We start from the raw sequence: 17,165 nt of genomic DNA, 5'->3' as shown, positions 1-17,165 counted from the left end.
ACAGTTCGGCGGGTATCGCGACCCGGTGAGCGGAGCCCTGCGCTTCCCGCCCGGCGCGCTGGAGGGTGGCGGCGGTGCTGCTTGACATCAGCACGCCCCGGCCCGGCCCCGTGAGCCCCGAGACGTGCCGGGTCTGCCGACAGCTTCGTGAAGTGCTGTCCGCCGTCGTGAAGGACGGATATGCGGCGGGAGTTCGAAGCGTCATCACGGCCATGCACATCCACATGCACAAGGGACACCCCAACGACCCCCGTAACCGTCCTCTGCGCGGCTGGCCGTAGACGGGACGGGGCTGAAACCAGGAGTCGAGTGAAGGGAAGCGCATCCATGGTCCCCAAGGTTCCGAACCCCTGGGTTCTGCGCGAGTGTGACCACCAGTGGACCGAATGGTCCGGCAAACAGCGCTGCCGGAAGTGCGGCGCGACTCAGAACTGATCAACCAACTCAAGGGGGCTGGACTCCCGGCCCCCTTCCCATCTGCCCACGGGAAGCAATGAACGAGCGCATTTTCTGGGAGGAACTCCCGGCCGGGTTACGCCAGGAGATCGAGGCGAAGACGGGAACGGTACGAAGATCTGCCGTCGTCCCGACGGGCCTGAACTGTTCCGTCGCCCTGGTCCTGGAGACGGCCCGCCACGGACGCCTGTTCCTCAAGGGAGTCCGGGAGTCGGATCACGACGGCATGCGCGGCCTGCGCCACGAAGCCATGGTCAATCAGGTGGTGACCGGCTGCGGCCCCGGAATCCGTCATCAGTTCCGGACGGCCGGATGGCATTGCCTGGCGTTCATCCACATCGAGGGACGCCATGCCGATCTGAGTCCGGGCTCCGAGGACCTGGCGGCTGTGCGCTGGACCCTGACCCGCATGAGCCGCCTGGGGGCGGAGAGCCAGCACCGGTTGGAGGCGTGCGACCTTCCCCAGCTGACCAGCCGGGTGGGAGGGTTCCTGGAGGACGGGGAAGAGGAGTTGCTGAAGGGGACGAGTCTCCTTCACACGGACACGAATCCGCACAACATCCTGATCTCCGTTCGGGGTGGTGAGGCGTACCTGGTCGACTGGGCCAGGCCCGTCCTGGGCCCCGTCTGGGTGGATGCCGCGAACACGGCCGTCCGGCTCATGGAGGACGGCCACGACGCCACCGCCGCGCTGGACTGGCTGAGCGCGTTCACCCCGTGGCAGACCGCCGACCCCAGAGCCGTCGAGGCGTACGTGAGGGCGACGTGCCGCCAGTGGACAGCGCAGGCGGGAGCGAAGAACGCACGGGCGAGCAACGGCCGGTTCTGCCAGCTCCTCGGCTACCCCCACCAGAAGCCGGGCAAGGAACGCCGCAGCCGCCTACGGACCCTGTGAGCCGGCCCTGAACAGTGAGGGGCTCCTTGCTGTCTCAGGAACGGTCGGCCACGTGACCCACGCATGACCAACAGCGGCCGGGAACGGGCAGAAACAGCAGGTGAGCATGACCGAACCGCACACCTCCGAAGAGGGATCAGCGGGTACGTCTTCGCAGCTCAGCTCACTAACAGGCTGCTGCCCGAGTGGAGAGTTCAAGTCCCCCCTCGGACATCAAGCAAGGGCCAAGGGTATTTCGTAGACATACCCAGGTCGCTTTCACAGAGCCCTCAGCATGGAGTTGTCCGGGCTGAGGGCTCTTCGTTGTGTGGGGGATCTTGTCCGGAGGGGCGTGAGGGTTTCCCGGGGTGACCGGTCATGTGGGTCGGCGGGTCACTTCGTCGGGTGCACGCACGCGATCCAGTTCACGACGATGTCGTTGTCGTGGGCGAAGGACGGGGGCAGTGCGGCCTGGTCGCTGAGGCGGACGCCGGCGGTGAACCCCGTGCGCTCGGGGCCGTAGATTCCGGGGGCGCACAGTTCGGCGGCCCTGATGCCGCCCGCGACGGTGGCCACGAACGCGGGGCTGTCCGGCAGGTCCGACCGCTGCGCCACGGCCTCGGTGAACAGGATTCCCGTGTCCTTGCCCTGCTTCCAGGTGTCGGGGGTGGTGCGGCCGGCGGCGAAGGCCGTGGCGGTCTCGGGGCAGGCGATCCAGTGGATGCGGAGTCCCCTGCTCTTCGCCGTCTGGGGGCTGAGGTTGCTCTGGTTGCTGAGGCGGATGCCGACGGTGAAGCCGTCGCGGCGGGCGTCGACGACCGCGACCGTACTGAGGTCGGCCGTCAGCTGGTCGCCCACCACCGACGCGACGACCACGGGTGTCGTGGTGAAGCCCGCGTGGCTGGTGTCCACGTCGACCAGGACGACCCGGGACTCGTCCTTCTCCTGCCGCCAGGCGTCGGGATCCGTCCGGCCGCAGGCGACGCCCTCGACGTCCCGGGGGCAGGCGATCCAGTCCAGCCGGAACCCGTGGTCCTCCGCCTCCGCGACGTCCAGGTCGGCCTGGTCGACCCAGCGCAGCCCGGCCTCGAACCCGCTCCGGGACGTCTTGTGGATGCCGACCGCGCCGAGGTTCGCCACGTACCGGTGGCCCGCGACGGAGGCGACGTGGACGGGGGTCTCCTCGAAACCCTCCTGGCCCGACTCCACGATGACGGCGAGGGTCGTCGCGTCGGGACCCTGGACCCACCCTGTCCCGCCCTTGCGCGCGACGACCTGGCCGCCGACCGGCACGGGGAGGGCCGGCACCTGCGTGTCCACCGTGGCGGAGGAGTGGGCGGAGGTGTTCGCGCGGGTCGGCGAGGAGATCCGGGCGGAGGCCGTGAGAGTGCTTCCCGCGGCACCGCGGGCAAGGGTGCCGCGGACGGTGATCCGCGCGCTGCCGCCTTTGGGGAGGTTCACGGGCTGACGGAACCTGTGGTCGGGGGAGCCGGTCTCGACGAACGCCGCGCCGTTCATCTCGTACGTCACCGTGACGTCGGAGAGGCCGGCGGGGATCGTGCCGTTGACCTCCGCGTCGGGGGCGTCGTTCGGGCCCTTGTTCTCCACCGTGATCGTGTAGCTGACCTTGTCGCCGACCTTGGCCTTCGCCGGGCCCTGCATGACGAGCGGCAGGTCGGCGGGCAGCGCGACGTGCAGGTTCCTGATCGAGTGGGCCGCCCTGGCCCCACCCGTGCTGGCCGAGAGACCGAGCTTGAACGTGGCGGGCAGGGTGACCTGCCCGGCGGCCGTGGTGAGGTCGTAGGCGTCGATGAGGAGCGCGGTGTCGACGCCCATGGTGTGACGTACCGTCAACCTTCCCTGGATGATGCTGATCTGGACGTGGGCGCGCTTCTGCCAGCCCGCCCGGAAGCCGCCGGACACCGCCGCGCCGATGAGCCAGCGGAACCCTTCCCGCAGGGTGCCGGAACCGCGTACACCGAGCGTGTCGGGCATGCCTCCGGGCCCGTTGGGGCCGGCCAGGTCGGAGGCGAAGTTGCCGTAGTTGTCGAAGCCGACGCCCACGTATCCCGCGGTGACTCCCGGAATCGCCGTGCCGGGATGCGCGCCCATGCGGGAGTAGCCGAGCGCCGCACCGTAGGCGCCGGTGTCCGTGGTCCGCTTGCCGTCGATCAGGTAGAGGCAGAATCCGTCACCGAAGTAGCCGGGGGCGGTGCCCTCGCAGGCGTAGTCGAACTCGATACTGACGCCGAGGTGCGAGGAGAACGGCTGGTCGAGGTAGGCGGTGCCGGCCTTGTTCGTTTCGTCGGGCGTCAATTGCAGACAGCCGTCGGGTCCAGGGGTCAGTTTCGCGTCGCCGCGCAGGACCCAGTGCGGATTGACCGGATGTCCGGCCGTGAACGATTCGTCGATCGGGAACGTGGTCTCGTCGGCGGTCGGGGCGGGGCGTACGGGTGCGGCCATGGGAACTCCCGGGAGTGCCGTGTGTACGTGTGTACCGTGCTGCAGTGTTTTGACGAAGCCCCCAGGTCACCAGGCTAGCCAGCTGTCCGACGGCTCGCAGCTCAGCGGGACGGCGGCAGGAGCCGTTGCCGCGGGGCGAGGGCAGGCCGTCGGCGGGCGGGAGGCTGTGGGGCGTCGTCGTCGGGAGGGGATCAGGACCCCACGGACCGGACGTAGTGCAGGTCCCACTGCTGGTTCACATGGTTCTTGACGCAGGTCTGGACGGTGACCTGTGGGTCGTGGGGTCGTTCCCGGGCGTGGCCGCCCGCTTGTGGGCCGTGGGGCGCTCCGGGACGCGCCCGAGGGGAGGAGCGGAGCGGATCGGAGCAGGTCGCTCACTGCCGCGGGCCGCCGAGCAATCCGGGGCCAGGTGGGCATGCAGATGCTTCGGGGCCGGGTGGGCATGCAGATGCTTCGGGCCCACTCGACCAGGCTGGCCAGAGGTCCGGCGGCCCGCAGCTGAGCGGGGGAGTGCGCTGTGTCGCTCACGCACCGAGCCTCCGGGCGGTCAGGGCGTCGGTGGCGGCGGCCCGTCGGGTGCGGTGGCGTCGCTGTAGAGGCGGAACAGGCGACGCCGCGAGGCCGGAGAGTCCTGGGACGCGGGGAGGGCGCACAGAGCGGTCCCGCTCTCTCCCGTACGTTCACTTCCCGTCGTGCCGGAGCCGGACGTTCGTGCCGGAGCCGGGCGGCGCGTCGTGTCCACCACCCGGTGCGCGCCCGCCCCCTGTGTGGCCGGGTCGGTCGCCCGCCACCGCCTGACGGTCCTTCAGCGCGCGTGCCTTCGCGTTCTCGATGTGCTGCCGCATCAGGTCGGCGGCCCCCTCGGCGTCCCCGGCGGTCAGGGCGTGGAGGACGGCGGCGTGGTCGTGCGCGGGGGACTCCGCGTCGGAGGAGCCGAGTTCGGTGAAGAGCCGGAAGCGCTGCACATGGCCGCTCAGCGAGCGGTAGGCCGACTCCAGGAACGGGTTGGCCGACTGCTTGGCGATCAGCAGATGGAAGCGCTCGTCGGCCGACAGATAGGCGTGCACCGACGTCGTACCGCCACTCGCCGCGCACCGCCGCAACTCCTCGACGCTGTCGGCGACGTCCTGGAGGAACTCGGGAGTGGTCCGGCGGCCCGCCTCGTAGGTGAGGGTCGGCTCCAGCGCCAGACGCGCGTCCATCAGCTTGACCAGTTCGCTCTCGCTGAACAGCGGGGCGACGCGGTAGCCCTTGAGCGCCTCGCGGCGTACCAGACCGGTGTGTTCGAGGCGCGCGAGCGCCTCACGCAGCGGGGTCTGGCTGACGTTCAGTTCGCGGGAGAGCGCGCCGATGTTCAGCGGTTGACCCGGTGACCACAGTCCGTCCATGAACTGCCTGAGCAGCACGTCGTACATCTGGTCGGCCAAGGGTTGCCGATCGGACGGGCGCCTAGCCATGTGCATCTCCTTCGTCGCTCGATGGTAGCGCGGCCCCTTCCTTGCCGATCATCCCTATCGGCCATCGCTATAGCGTTTGATGCAATCCTATACTATAGTCCAGGCCACGGTGGCCGTAGAAGAAAGCCGTAGAAGAAACAAGCAGCCGCAGAACACAGAGGACCCTCATGACACAGCCCTCCGACGAACGTGCGCGCCGCGTACTCGTGACGACGCCGTATCTCGAACCCGGCGGCCCGGTCGACCTGCTCCTCCGGGACGCCGGTCTGGAGACCGTCTTCGGCCGTCGCGCCGACCGGGAGGCCACCGGGCGCACGCTGACGTCGTACGTCGCGGACGTGGCGGGCGTCGTCGCCGGCACCGACCCCTTCTCCGCCGAGGTCATCGAGGCGGCGTCCGGACTGAGGATCCTCAGCCGCTGCGGCGTCGGCTACGACAACATCGACGTCGAGGCGGCGACCCGCAACGGAGTCGCCGTCACCGTCACCCCGGGCACCAACCGCGTGTCCGTCGCCGAACACGTCCTGGCGCTGATGCTGAACTGCGCCCGGCGCATCCCGCAGAACCTCACCGCCGTGCGCGGCGGCGGCTGGGCCCAGGAGAGCGGCCGGGAACTGCACGGCACCACACTCGGCGTCGTGGGCCTCGGCTCCATCGGCAAGACCGTCGCCCGCGCCGCACTCGCCCTCGGCATGCGGGTCGTCGCCCACGACCCCTGGCTGGACGAGGACTTCCTCAAGGAGACCGGCGTCGAGGCACGGCCGCTGGACGGCGTGCTGGCGGCGGCCGACTTCCTCACCCTGCACCTCTCCCTGGACGAGACCACCCGGCATCTGATCGACGCCGCCGCGCTGCGCCGGATGAAACCCGACGCCTACCTGATCAACACCGCCCGGGGCGGGATCGTGGACGAGGACGCGCTCGCCGACGCCGTCGAGGCGGGCCGGCTGGCGGGCGCCGCGCTGGACGTGACCGAGCGCGAACCACTGCCCGCCGACAGCAGGTTGCGCGCCCTCGACAACGTCCAGGTGACCGCGCACATCGGCGCCGCCACGGTGGAGGCCCGCGCCAGGTCCGGTGCCATGGCCGCCCGGCAGGTGATCGACCGGCTCGCCGGCCGCACCCCGGAGCACATCGTCAACCCCGGCTGCGCGAGCGCCGCCGCCGGAGCACGCTGATGCTGGCGCCGAACGGGCTGCGCTTCGACGCCAACCTCAAATGGCTGTTCACCGAAGTCCCCTTCGAGGAACGCTTCGACGCCGCGGCGACGGCCGGCTTCACCGCCGTCGAGTACGCCGACCCCTACCCGTACCCCGCCGCCCGTCTGCGCCGGCGCCTCACCGACGCGGGACTGCACCAGGTGCTGATCAACGCGCCGATGGGAGAGCCCGGTACACCGGAGCGGGCGGGCGTGGCCTGTCTGCCCGGGTACACCGACCGGTTCCGCGCCGACCTGGAACGCGGCCTCGCCTACGCGGTCGAGCTGGGCTGCGACTTCCTGCACGTGGTGGGTGGCGTACGGCCCGCCGACGTCAGCCACGACCGCGCCTTCGCCCTCTACGTCGCCAACCTCGCGTGGGCCGTGGAACGGGCGCGGGGCACGGGGGTGTGCCTGGTCGTCGAGGCACAGAACAGCCGTGATGTGCCCGGCTTCCTGCTGGACACCCAGGCCCGGGCCGCCGCCGTCGTGGAAGCGCTCGGCGGCGACGGCCTCGGGCTGCTCCTGGACCTCTACCACGTGCAGGTCCAGGAAGGTGACCTCGTCCCGACCCTGCGCGCGCACCTGCCCCGGGTCCGGCACCTCCAACTCGCCGACCCCCCGGAACGGACCGAACCGGGCAGCGGCGAGATCTCCTGGCCGCGGATCTTCCGTACGCTGCTGGACGCCTCGTACGACGGCTGGATCGGGTGCGAGTACCGCCCGGCGAACGGCACGGTGAACGGTCTCTCCTGGCTCACCGAGCAGACCGCGAGCGCGGCGACGACCGCGACGACGGCGACCACGGCGACGACCGCGACCACGGCGACGACGGCGACCATGGCGGCGACGACCACGACGACCTCGGCGGAGGCGGCCCGATGAGCGCCCCGAGAATCGCCCCGATAGGCGGCCCGATGAGCGGCCCAAAGATCGCCCCGAGAATCGCGCTGATCAGCGCCACGCCCACCGCCGTCGCCCCGGCGGTCGCCGGACTGGCCGAGGAGTTCCCCGCCGCCGAGCCCTGGAACCTGCTGGACGACCGGCTGCTGACCGACGCCCCGCGGCACGGCCCGCTGCCGTCCGCCCTCGTGGACCGGATGGGCCGGCTCATCGGGCACGCCCTGTCCGGCGGGGCCGACGGAGTGCTGCTGACCTGCTCGCTGTACGGCTCGCTCGTCGAAGCCGTCGACACCCCGGTCCCCCTGCTGGCGCCCGACACGGCCGCCTTCGAGAGGGCGTTCACCTCGGGCTTCGGCCGGGTCCTGGTCCTCGCCTCCTTCGAGGCCGCGATGCGGGACTCGGTGACCCGCTTCTCGGCCGCGGCGACGGCGGCGGGCTCGGCGACCGAACCGCTCGGCGTGGTCGCTCCCGACGCCCTCGACGCCGCCCGCAGGGAGGACACCGCCGCCCTGTCCGACGCGCTGCGGGACGCCTGCCTGCCCCACCTCGCCACCGCAGACGCGGTCCTGCTCGCCCAGTACTCACTGGCACCGGCCGCCGCCGCGCTCTCCACCGCACTGGGGGTGCCGGTGGTCTCCGGCCCGCAGGCCGCTGCCGCCGCCCTGCGCTCCGCCCTCACCGGGAGACCGCTATGACCGTACGACGAGACAGTCACCCCCCGACCGGCCGACGGCCCGGTACGGCGCCGCTCGGGGTCATCGCCGACGACTTCACCGGCGCCACCGACGTCGCCGTGGCGCTGCGCCGCGCCGGACTGCGGACCCTGCTGTTCTTCGGCGTCCCGGACGACGGGGGCGCGCGGAACGACGGCACGCCCCCGGCCCGGCTGCCCGAACACCAGGCGCTGGTCGTCGCGCTGAAGAGCCGGATGGTGCCCGCGGCCGACGCGGTCGCCTCGTCCACCGCCGCGCTGGAGTGGCTGCGCGGACAGGGCGCGGGACAGATCTACTTCAAGTTCTGCTCGACGTTCGACTCCACCCCGCACGGCAACATCGGCCCGGTCCTGGACCGGCTCGCCGATGCGACGGGGGCCGGTCCCGTCCCGCTGACCCCGAGTTCGCCCGAGCATCTGCGGACCCAGTACCAGGGCTGCCTCTTCGTGGACGACCTGCTGCTCGGCGAGTCCCACATGCGCGACCACCCGGTGACCCCCATGAGGGACTCGTACCTGCCCAGGGTGCTGCGCGCCCAGACCCGCGAACCGGTGGCCCTGATCCGGCTCGCGACCGTACGGCGGGGCGAGACGGCCGTACGGGACGTGCTGGCCGCCGCTGGGGCCCGCGGCGCGCGCTATGTGCTGGCCGACGGCATCGAAGAGAGCGATCTGCGCACGCTCGGCCGGGCCGCGCTCGGCGCACCGCTCGTCGCCGGAGCCGCCGGACTCGCCGCCGGACTGGCACACGCCTACGCCGAAGAGCGCGCCGACGGCACCCGGGGCACCCGGCCGCACGAAACCGGCGACCCGCAGGGGACCGCCGCCACGCAGGGGACCGCCAACCCGCACGAGACCGCCGACACGCACGAGACCGCCGACACACACAAGACCGCCGACACCGCCCAGGTGCCGGGCGGACCGGCCGCCGTACTCAGCGGGAGTTGCTCCCGCCGCACCCTGGAACAGCTCACGGCACTCACCGACGCGGGCAGCCCCGGCCACTACCTGGACGTGGTGGCGACACCCGACCCCGTGGCGCTCGCCGACACCGCACTCACCTGGTACGACTCCCTGCCCGCGGGCGGCGCCGCACCCGTCCTGTACTCCTCGGTCGCCCCCGAACTGCTGCGCGAGACCCAGCGGGCGCTGGGCGTGGAGCGGTCGGCCGCCGTACTGGAGGAGGCCACCGGGCTCATCGCGGCCGGGCTGGTCGAGCGCGGGGTGCGCCGGCTGATCGCAGCCGGCGGCGAGACCTCCGGCGCCGTGGTCGCCGCGCTCGGCGTCACCGGCGCCCACGTCGGCACGGAGGCCGCACGCGGAGTGCCGTGGATCCACCCCCTGGGTCCTCGTCCCCTTGCGCTGCTGCTCAAGTCCGGGAACTTCGGCGGCTCCACTCTGCTGGTCGACGCCTCCGCGTCTCCCGCTGAGCGGGTGAACCACCCATGAGCGGACCCGATCACCGGGACGAGCGGGACCGTCTCATCGCCACCGCGCGGGCCATCGCCGCCCGTTCACTGACCCACGGCAGCACGGGCAATGTCTCGGTGCGCGCCGGTCGGCACATCCTGGTGACACCCACGGGGTCGAGCCTGGCCACCGTACGCGCCGAGGACCTGTCGGTCATCGACACCGACGGGGCCCATGTGTCCGGGGCCGAGCCGTCCAAAGAGGCGTTCCTGCACGCGGCGATGCTTCGCGCCAGGCCCGGCGCCGGTGCCGTGGTGCACACGCACTCCACGCACGCGGCAGCCGTCTCCTGCCTGGCCGACGTCGACCCGCAGGACGTCCTGCCGCCGCTGACCGCCTACTACGCGATGCGCGTCGGCACCCTCCCGATGCTGCCGTACTTCGCCCCTGGCGACAGCCGGATGGCCGCCGCCATCGACGTGCTCGCCCGCGACCACGCCACGCTCCTGCTGAGCAACCACGGGCCGTTCGCCGCCGCCCCCGACCTGGAGCGCGCGCTGGAGACGGCCGAGGAGATCGAGGAGACGGCCAAGCTCTTCCTGCTGCTGCGCGGCGCCCGCACCCGCCCGCTGACGGTGGCCCAGCGCGCGGTGCTGCGCCCCGGCACCCCCTGACCCACCCCCCGAAACACCTTGGGGAAACCGGACGGACCCCCGGGACCCGCTCCCGGGAGCACCCGTTCCCCCACCTTTGTGAAAGGACGAAGATGTCCGCGGAAAAACCGCACACGGTGTCGCTCTTCAGCGCTCTGGCCGTGAAGAAGGCCCTCGACGACGTCATCCTCACGGCGTTCACCGAGCAGACCGGAACCGCCGTCGACGGCGTCTACGATCCTACGAACGTCCTGTTGCGGAGGATCGAGGACGGCGCCCGACCCGAGGTCATGGTCGGGGTGACCGGGGCGTTCCCGGCACTGTGCGAGACGGGCGTGATCGACCGGGCCTCGGTGCGCGGCATCGCCCGGGTCGGGATCGGCCTGGCCATGCCGCCCGGCGCCGAACCGCCCGCCATCGACACGGTCGACGCGCTGATCACGGCGCTGCGCTCGGCCCGTTCGGTCGCGTACTCCCGCACCGGGGCCAGCGGCGTCCACTTCGCCGGGCTGCTGGAGCGGCTGGGCATCGCGGACGAGGTGAACGCGCGGGCCACCGTCGTGGAGAAGGGCTTCACCGCGCTGGCCGTGGTCGACGGCCGGGCGGATCTGGCCGTACAGCAGATGAGTGAGCTGCTGTTCGTGCCCCAGGCCCGGGTGGTGGGGCCGCTGCCGGACGGGGCCCAGCACTTCACCGAGCTGTCGGCGGCGCTGGGCACCGCGGCCGTCGACCGGGCCGAGGCCCGCGCGCTGCACACCTTCCTCACCGGGAAGGAGGCGGGAGATGCCTACCGGAGAGCCGGACTGGAAGCCCAGCCACTGGACTGAGCCGTACCCGGCCGGCGGCCGTCCCGCCCTGTCCGGCGGCCATCTCGCCCCGTCCGGCGGCCATCCCGCCCCGTCCGACGGCCGTCCCTCCGCAGTCGGCGGCCCGTCTGCTCCGGTCCGTCGCGCATGTCGGGGGCGAGGCCGTTGAACGCGATACTCGCACTGGTCGCCTTCATCGGGGCCATCATCGTGTGGAACGTGGGCTTCAGACGCAACATCGGCGAAGCCATGGTCGTCGGCTTCGTCATCACCGCCGCGTTCGCCGGCACCGACGCCCCGCGGGTCGCCTGGGAGAGCCTCCTGGAGGGGCTGAAGTCGGAGATCACCTTCGCCGCCCTGGCCTTCGTCTTCGTCAGCGAACTGCTGACGAGAACAGGGCTCGTGCAGCGGATGATCGATATCCTCAGCTCGCTGCTCGGCCGCCGTGAGGGCGGCTCCGCCTACGCGGCGACCGTCTCGGCCGGTCTCTTCGGCGCCGTCGCCCACAACGGCGCGGCGATCGTGGCCACCATCGGCTCCATCACCATCCCCTGGATGAAACGCTCCCGGGCGAGCGGTGAGACCGCGGCACTGGTCCTCGCCGGGAACGCGGGCGTCGGCGCCACCTTCCCGTTCAGCGGCGCCTTCTTCATCCTGCTGGCGGCGCCGACCGTACTGCCGGTGCTCCGGGCGGAGGACGTGGTCGCCACCCTCTTCGTCGTGGGCGCCTGGATGGTCGCGATGCGGCTGGTCATCGCCTACGTCATCGTCAAACGGCGGGGCGTGGGCGCGATGGCACCGGAGGACATCCACCCGCTGCGCCGCTCCTTCGCGGCCGGCTGGACCTCACTGATCGTCCTGGCCGCCATCGCGGTGCCGATCGTGCTGACGACCTCGCCGACCAGCGATCTCCTCGGCGACCGGATGGGCGGACTCGACGTCTCCGACGCCGTGCCGCTGCTGGTCTGGCTGCCGGTGGTGATGCTGATCGCCGGGCTGATCGTCGAGCGGCGGTCACTGCCGCGCGGCGGCCGGGAATGGTGGGCCCTGCTGTCGGAGATCAGTCCCAAACTCGGGCTGATCGGCGTCACGATGATCTCGGCCTTCGCCGCCTCCAACGTGCTGAACACCCTGGGGATCGGTGAACAGCTCACCCCCTACCTGGAGCGCCTGGAAGGGGTGCCGCAGATCGTCGCGGCCCTCGTCGTCGGACTGGTCGTGGTGATCGTCGCGGGGCCCCTCAACACGACCTCCACGCTCGCGGCCGTCGGGCCCGTCGCCTTCGCCGCGCTGACGGCGGCCGACGTCCCGCCGTACATCGCCTTCGCCGCCGTCATCGTGTGGGCCTCGTCCGAGGGCTGCTCACCACCCGGCGCCGCACCGCTGTACGTGGCGGCGGGGATCGCCTCCATCAACCCGGTGCGGATCTTCGTCCCGGTGACGCTCTACTACCTGGTGCCGTCCTACGTCATGGGCGTCCTGATGGTGATGGGAGCGCTATGGATTCCCGGATGACGAACCCGCGGAAGGAGAACCCCCGGACGCCGAGGAACCCCCGGACGAGGAGTACCCGGATGTACACGATCTGTCTGAACGCCTCCCGTGTTCTCGTCGCGCTCTTCCTGATCGGCGGAGTCGTCGTGGTCGCGGGCCAGACGGTGGCCATGGCCGTCGGTTCCGCCGAACTGATGACGGGCTTCGGCACCGACGTCGCCGACCTCGCCTGCGTCCTGGCCGGACTGGCCGGCGTCTTCGCCTTCCTGCTCCGCTACACGGCGGAAGGGAAGGAGAAGGCGGGCGAGTGGGGGGAGTGAGGTGCCCGACGGTGCCGGGTCCGGTCGGTCACGGACCCGGCACTCGGGTGCGGATGGCGGCTGTACGGGAAGAGCGGGTCGAGGCCGGTCCACTCGTCCGCCTCGGCGTCGGTGTAGGTACGGCCCTCCGCCGCGTTGACCCACAGATAGACCCGCGCGGGGAGATCGGCCCGCAGGCGCCGGGCCTGCTCCAGATGTTCGGGCAGGCCCACGACGCCGACGCTGTGCCGGACACCTCGGGCGGCCAGGTCGTGGCACTTGGCCAGGAAACGGTCGTACGGCGTCTGCCCGGGGTGGAAGGTGCACCACAGGGCGAGGGTGTCGAGGTCGGCGTCGGCCAGCCAGTCGGTACGGCAGCTGAGGTTGGTCTGGATGGCCACCCGGCGGATGTGGGGCAGCCGGGAGAGTTCGGTGAGCGTACGGCGGTACCAGGAGCGGACCAGGCCCTCGCCCCACGGAGTGAACAGCAGCGAGAGCCGGTCGTCCCGCTGATCGGCGGCCCAGGCGGCGAAGCGCTCCAGCGCGGCACGGTCGGCGGTCAGTTCGGCGCGGCTGTCGCGGCGCTTGGCGAATGGGCAGTACGGGCAGTCGTAGTCGCACGACGCCAGCGGGCCCCGGTACAGGATCGTCAGGTCCATGGCTGCTCGGGTCACTTCACCTCGTAGGCGGCCATGCGGTCGCGCACGCCGGCGGAGAACAGTTCGGGACCCACCGCGTCCGAGTGGGCCAGCCCCTCCGGGGAGAGCCGCAGCAGGTCGGGGCCGGTGGAACCGTCCAGCCAGCCCCGGTCGGCAAAGCGCTCCAGCTCGGTGGGGAAGTCGTCGCCGGGCGCGGCGCCGAAGCGGGACGTGTAGTCCGCGACCCGCAGTCCCTCGGCCTGGAGCAGCGACTGGAGGAGATGACGGCGGCGGGCCTCCTCCGGTGTCATCTCCCAGCCGAAGTCGGCGTGCCGGAAGGCGTCGACGGAGCGCGCGGTGTATGCGTCGATGATCCCGCGTATGCGGTGCATGTCCACCGCGTAGTCGAAGGAGTAGTGCAGCCCTGAGGTGTACGAGCGGGCGCCGCAGCCCAGCCCCACCATGCCGTCGGTCTGGCAGGCGTAGTCACCGCCGCCGTCGGCGGGGGCGTCCGCGCCGGTGGATGCCGCGGGGAGGTGGCGTGAGGTGGCGGCGGCGACCGGGCCCGCCGACCGTGCCGCCGCCGAGGAAGGGGTACGGCTGGCCTACCGCCTGGCGGGTCTGTCCGAGCCGGAGCGGATCGTGTGGGTGGGCTCCCCGAGGGAGGGCGCCGCCTCGGCCGCGCGGCTCATGGAGGAGGGGACGGCGGGTGTCAGTGTCCGTGACGCGGTACGCAGCCGACCGTGGGCCGCTGTCCGCGAGCGGGTCCTCGACCGGCTCGGCCCCGCCGCGTGGGCCGAGCACTGGGCCCTGACGGGGGCGCAGCTGTGGGACGGCATGAACCTGTTGAGCGAGCGCATCCGCACCGGCGTGATCGAGGCAGGGGCAGGGGCAGGGGCGGAGGCGGAGGCGGAGGCCGATGTCGAGGTCGGTTCGGCGGCGGGCGGGGCGTCGGCCGTCCGGCTCATCCTGCTCGACGCGGTACTCGGCCAGCACGATGCGGCCTGGCTGGCGGCGTTCGACGGCCAGGAGGGCGCCGAGCCGCTGGCGGGCATCCTGGCGGTCGCCCGGAACGCGGGCTGGTGGTGGCCGTACGAGAGGACCGCGATCCTCAGTGAGCGACCCGTCGAGCTGTACCGGGACGAGGCGGGCCGACTCGACCGGGGGGACGGCCCGGCGCTCGCCTACCCCGACGGATTCGCCCTGTACGCGTGGCGCGGGATGCCGGTCCCGGCCGAGTTCCTGACCGAGCTGGCCGGACTGACTCCGCAGCGGATACGGGACGAGGAGAACGCCGAGTTGCGCCGCGTGATGCTGGAGCACTACGGCTACGACCGCTACCTGAGAGAGTCGGGCGCCGAGCCCGTCCAGCGGGACGAGGCGGGTGTGCTCTGGCGCATCGACCTGGCCGGGGACGAGCCGATGGTGACGGTCGAGGTGGTCAACTCCACCCCGGAGCCGGACGGCACCTACCGCACCTACTGGCTGCGGGTGCCGCCGAGCACCCGGACCGCGCGGGAAGGTGTCGCGTGGACCTTCGGGCTGGAGGAGGCCGAGTATGTGCCGCAGCGGGAGACGTGAGCCGGGGGCTGGGGGCTGGGGGTGAGGGCTGAGGCCCGGGTCAGTTCACATGCTCCGGTCGCAGGCCCCATCCGATGAACCGGGCCGTCCAGCCGGTCAGGAACGGGAACCGGCGCATCATGCGCGCGACCGGTGACCGTTCCAGCGCGGAGCCCCCGCCCCGGGTCCCGTCCGGGTCATCTTCCCTGGGGTACAGGTCGCCCATCATCCGCACCTGCACGGCCTGGACGACCTTCACCGGAAACATCCGGCGTCGCTGGACGGCGGCCAGTTCCCGGGAGGTCGGGGTGCGGCCGGCCCTGAGGACCGGGCCCAGCATGCGGGCGGCGGCCACCGCGTCCTGGACGGCGAGGTTGATACCGACCCCGCCGGCCGGAGACATCGCGTGGGCGGCGTCACCGATGCACAGCAGTCCGGGGCGGTACCAGGTGCGCAGCCGGTCGACCCGTACGTTCAGGAGCTTGACCTGGTCCCAGTCGGTCAGCTCCCGCTCAAGTCGGTCCGCGAGGCCCGGGCGTACGGCGGCGACGCGGTCGCGCAGCCCGTCGAGACCGGCGGCACGCACGGCGTCGTAGGTGCCCCGCGGGATGACGTAGGCCACCTGCCAGTACTCGTCGCGGTCGATGGTGATGAGGAGGTAGCCGGGGCCGGAGTGGAGGAGGCCATCGGCCTCGTCGGGCTCTCGGCTCACACGGAACCACAGCACGTCCATCGGGACCTCGTCGGCCGACAGGGGGAGCCGGGCGGCGCGGCGGACGGTGGAGTGGCGTCCGTCGCAGGCGAGGACGAGGTCCGCGCGGACCTCCAAGGGGCCGTCAGGGGTGTCCGCCCGGACTCCGCGCACCTGGTCGCCCTCGCGGATGAGGTCGGTGACCTCGGCGCTCTGGACGAGGCGGAAGGCGGGGAGTTCACGCCCCTTGCGGGCGAGGAAGTCGAGGAGGTCCCACTGCGGCATGAAGGCGACGTAGGGAAAGCGTCCGCGCAGCCTGGAGAAGTCGGCGAAGGTCGTCGTCCCGGTGGGGGTCTCCATACGGATCGTGGTGACCTTGCTGTGCTTGATCCGCAGGAATTCGTCGATCATCCCCAGTTCCTCGAAGACCTGGAGGGTCGAGGGGTGCACGGTGTCGCCGCGGAAGTCGCGCAGGAAGTCGCCGTGTTTCTCCAGGACGGTCACCTCCACGCCCTGCCGCGCCAGCAGCAGGCCCGCCATCATCCCGGCGGGGCCACCGCCGACGACACAGCATCGGCCGGGCGTGGTCGTCGGCGGCACGATCGGCTCCTCTCGGTGAGGTGAGGTGAGGTGAGGTGAGGTGCGGGAAGCGGTGCCCGGGGGCCGCGGCCGGGGGGTGGTGGTGCCGTCCCCCGTCACTTCGGGGGCCGGAAAATGAGAGGTCGGCGGTGGGTGGGGGCGTGCATGCTGACGTTCCGCCGCCCGGTTCACGGAGGCGCGGACACCATGACACTGACGGGGGCATGATGACAGAGACAGAGGTCAGGAACACGGAGGCGGAGGCGTCCGCGCCGCAAAGCGTGCCGAACGTACTGCTCTCCGGCATCGTCGGCTCCACGGCGTACGGACTCGCCCGCGAGGGGTCCGACGTGGACCGGCTCGGGCTGTTCGCGGCACCCACCGAGGAACTCCACGGGCTGCGCCCGCCCAAGGAGTCCTACGTCGGCACCGCGCCGGACATCACCCTGCACGAGGCGGCCAAGTGGTGCCGGCTGGCGCTCAGCGGAAATCCCACGGTGCTGGAACTGGTGTGGCTGCCGGAGGAGTTGTACGAGGTGCGGACCGGGTCGGGGGAGGAGCTGATCGGCATCCGTACGACGTTCCTCGGGGCGCGGCGGGTCCGCGATGCCTACCTCGGCTATGCCACCCAGCAGTTCCGCAGGCTGGAGGGGAGGGCGGACGGTTCCTTCTCGGCCGACACCCGCAAGCGCACGGCGAAGCACGCCCGGCATCTCAAGCGGCTCTGCCATCAGGGGTATGAGCTGTACCGGAGCGGACGGCTGACCATCGAGGTGGAGGACCCGGAGGAGTTCCACCGCTTCGGTGAGCAGGTCGCCGCCGATCCGGAGGTGGCACGCCCGCTGCTGCGCTCGTTCGAGGAGGCGTTCGACAGCACCCGCAGTGCGTTGCCGGAACAGCCGGACGAGCGGGCGGCGGAGAGCTGGCTCAGAGGAGTGCGGAGACGCTTCTACGAGGTGGGGTGAGGTGAGG

Annotated in this window: 14 protein-coding genes and 2 pseudogenes; 11 read left to right on the top strand and 5 right to left on the bottom strand. The window is 71.7% G+C overall.

The genetic code is table 11. The annotated features are described in order from the left end of the window. The first annotated feature begins 493 nt into the window (after window positions 1-493). Window positions 494-1,351: a phosphotransferase gene (locus ACIQNG_RS17735; protein WP_401485922.1), complete on the top strand. Its 858-nt coding sequence runs from the start codon at window positions 494-496 to the stop codon at window positions 1,349-1,351. A 372-nt stretch (window positions 1,352-1,723) separates the two neighbouring features. Here the strand turns inward: ACIQNG_RS17735 and ACIQNG_RS17730 are convergent, their stop codons facing one another. Both ACIQNG_RS17730 and ACIQNG_RS17725 read right to left on the bottom strand, forming a co-directional pair. After that, window positions 1,724-3,793 carry a hypothetical protein gene (locus ACIQNG_RS17730; RefSeq protein WP_401485920.1) on the bottom strand — a complete coding sequence of 690 codons (2,070 nt, stop codon included), beginning with the start codon at window positions 3,791-3,793 and terminating at the stop codon, window positions 1,724-1,726. A gap of 680 nt (window positions 3,794-4,473) precedes the next feature. Beyond that, the gene (locus tag ACIQNG_RS17725; protein WP_401485918.1) at window positions 4,474-5,250 is read right to left on the bottom strand and encodes a GntR family transcriptional regulator; all 777 of its coding nucleotides are present in this window, start codon (window positions 5,248-5,250) and stop codon (window positions 4,474-4,476) included. A gap of 167 nt (window positions 5,251-5,417) precedes the next feature. Here ACIQNG_RS17725 and ACIQNG_RS17720 point away from each other — a divergent pair, with 167 nt between their 5' ends. From ACIQNG_RS17720 to ACIQNG_RS17685, 8 genes are all read left to right on the top strand, one after another. Then, entirely contained in the window at window positions 5,418-6,428 is a 1,011-nt protein-coding gene (locus ACIQNG_RS17720) for a phosphoglycerate dehydrogenase (protein WP_401485916.1), read from the top strand. Then, window positions 6,428-7,333 carry a hydroxypyruvate isomerase family protein gene (locus tag ACIQNG_RS17715; protein ID WP_401485914.1) on the top strand — a complete coding sequence of 302 codons (906 nt, stop codon included), beginning with the start codon at window positions 6,428-6,430 and terminating at the stop codon, window positions 7,331-7,333. Before ACIQNG_RS17720 ends, ACIQNG_RS17715 begins: the two co-directional genes overlap by 1 nt. Beyond that, window positions 7,330-8,046 carry a hypothetical protein gene (locus tag ACIQNG_RS17710; protein ID WP_401485912.1) on the top strand — a complete coding sequence of 239 codons (717 nt, stop codon included), beginning with the start codon at window positions 7,330-7,332 and terminating at the stop codon, window positions 8,044-8,046. Before ACIQNG_RS17715 ends, ACIQNG_RS17710 begins: the two co-directional genes overlap by 4 nt. After that, window positions 8,043-9,512 (top strand): four-carbon acid sugar kinase family protein, encoded by a 1,470-nt coding sequence (locus ACIQNG_RS17705; protein WP_401485910.1) that lies wholly within the window; start codon window positions 8,043-8,045, stop codon window positions 9,510-9,512. The genes ACIQNG_RS17710 and ACIQNG_RS17705 overlap by 4 nt, the downstream gene beginning before the upstream one ends. Next, window positions 9,509-10,147, top strand: a complete 639-nt coding sequence (locus ACIQNG_RS17700) for a class II aldolase/adducin family protein (protein WP_401424709.1) — start codon at window positions 9,509-9,511, stop codon at window positions 10,145-10,147. The genes ACIQNG_RS17705 and ACIQNG_RS17700 overlap by 4 nt, the downstream gene beginning before the upstream one ends. 92 nt (window positions 10,148-10,239) lie before the next feature. Next, the gene (locus ACIQNG_RS17695; RefSeq protein WP_401485908.1) at window positions 10,240-10,953 is read left to right on the top strand and encodes a substrate-binding domain-containing protein; all 714 of its coding nucleotides are present in this window, start codon (window positions 10,240-10,242) and stop codon (window positions 10,951-10,953) included. A gap of 144 nt (window positions 10,954-11,097) precedes the next feature. Continuing rightward, a complete protein-coding gene (locus ACIQNG_RS17690; protein ID WP_401485906.1) occupies window positions 11,098-12,447 on the top strand; it encodes a TRAP transporter large permease subunit in 1,350 nt (449 codons plus the stop codon). Between the two features lie 59 nt (window positions 12,448-12,506). Next, window positions 12,507-12,746: a hypothetical protein gene (locus ACIQNG_RS17685; protein WP_401424706.1), complete on the top strand. Its 240-nt coding sequence runs from the start codon at window positions 12,507-12,509 to the stop codon at window positions 12,744-12,746. Window positions 12,747-12,781: 35 nt separating this feature from the next. Here the strand turns inward: ACIQNG_RS17685 and ACIQNG_RS17680 are convergent. Both ACIQNG_RS17680 and ACIQNG_RS17675 read right to left on the bottom strand, forming a co-directional pair. Further along, window positions 12,782-13,384, bottom strand: a pseudogene (locus ACIQNG_RS17680) (STM4011 family radical SAM protein); the annotation flags it as partial. An 11-nt stretch (window positions 13,385-13,395) separates the two neighbouring features. After that, a pseudogene (locus ACIQNG_RS17675) lies at window positions 13,396-13,878 on the bottom strand (coproporphyrinogen III oxidase family protein); the annotation flags it as partial. A 4-nt stretch (window positions 13,879-13,882) separates the two neighbouring features. On the opposite strand from ACIQNG_RS17675, the gene ACIQNG_RS17670 reads away from it, so the two are divergent. Continuing rightward, window positions 13,883-14,944, top strand: a complete 1,062-nt coding sequence (locus ACIQNG_RS17670) for a DUF6745 domain-containing protein (protein ID WP_401485903.1) — start codon at window positions 13,883-13,885, stop codon at window positions 14,942-14,944. A 40-nt stretch (window positions 14,945-14,984) separates the two neighbouring features. On the opposite strand, the gene ACIQNG_RS17665 is transcribed toward ACIQNG_RS17670, so the two are convergent. Further along, window positions 14,985-16,214, bottom strand: a complete 1,230-nt coding sequence (locus tag ACIQNG_RS17665; protein ID WP_401485901.1) for an FAD-dependent oxidoreductase — start codon at window positions 16,212-16,214, stop codon at window positions 14,985-14,987. Between the two features lie 206 nt (window positions 16,215-16,420). On the opposite strand from ACIQNG_RS17665, the gene ACIQNG_RS17660 reads away from it, so the two are divergent. After that, entirely contained in the window at window positions 16,421-17,158 is a 738-nt protein-coding gene (locus ACIQNG_RS17660) for a DNA polymerase beta superfamily protein (RefSeq protein ID WP_401486310.1), read from the top strand. The last annotated feature ends 7 nt before the right edge of the window (window positions 17,159-17,165 follow it).

The sequence above is a fragment of the Streptomyces sp. NPDC091377 genome (assembly GCF_044757045.1).
Classification (GTDB): domain Bacteria; phylum Actinomycetota; class Actinomycetes; order Streptomycetales; family Streptomycetaceae; genus Streptomyces.
The sequence above is the reverse complement of the archived record's forward strand: the minus strand, read 5'-3'. Positions and strand labels throughout refer to the sequence as shown.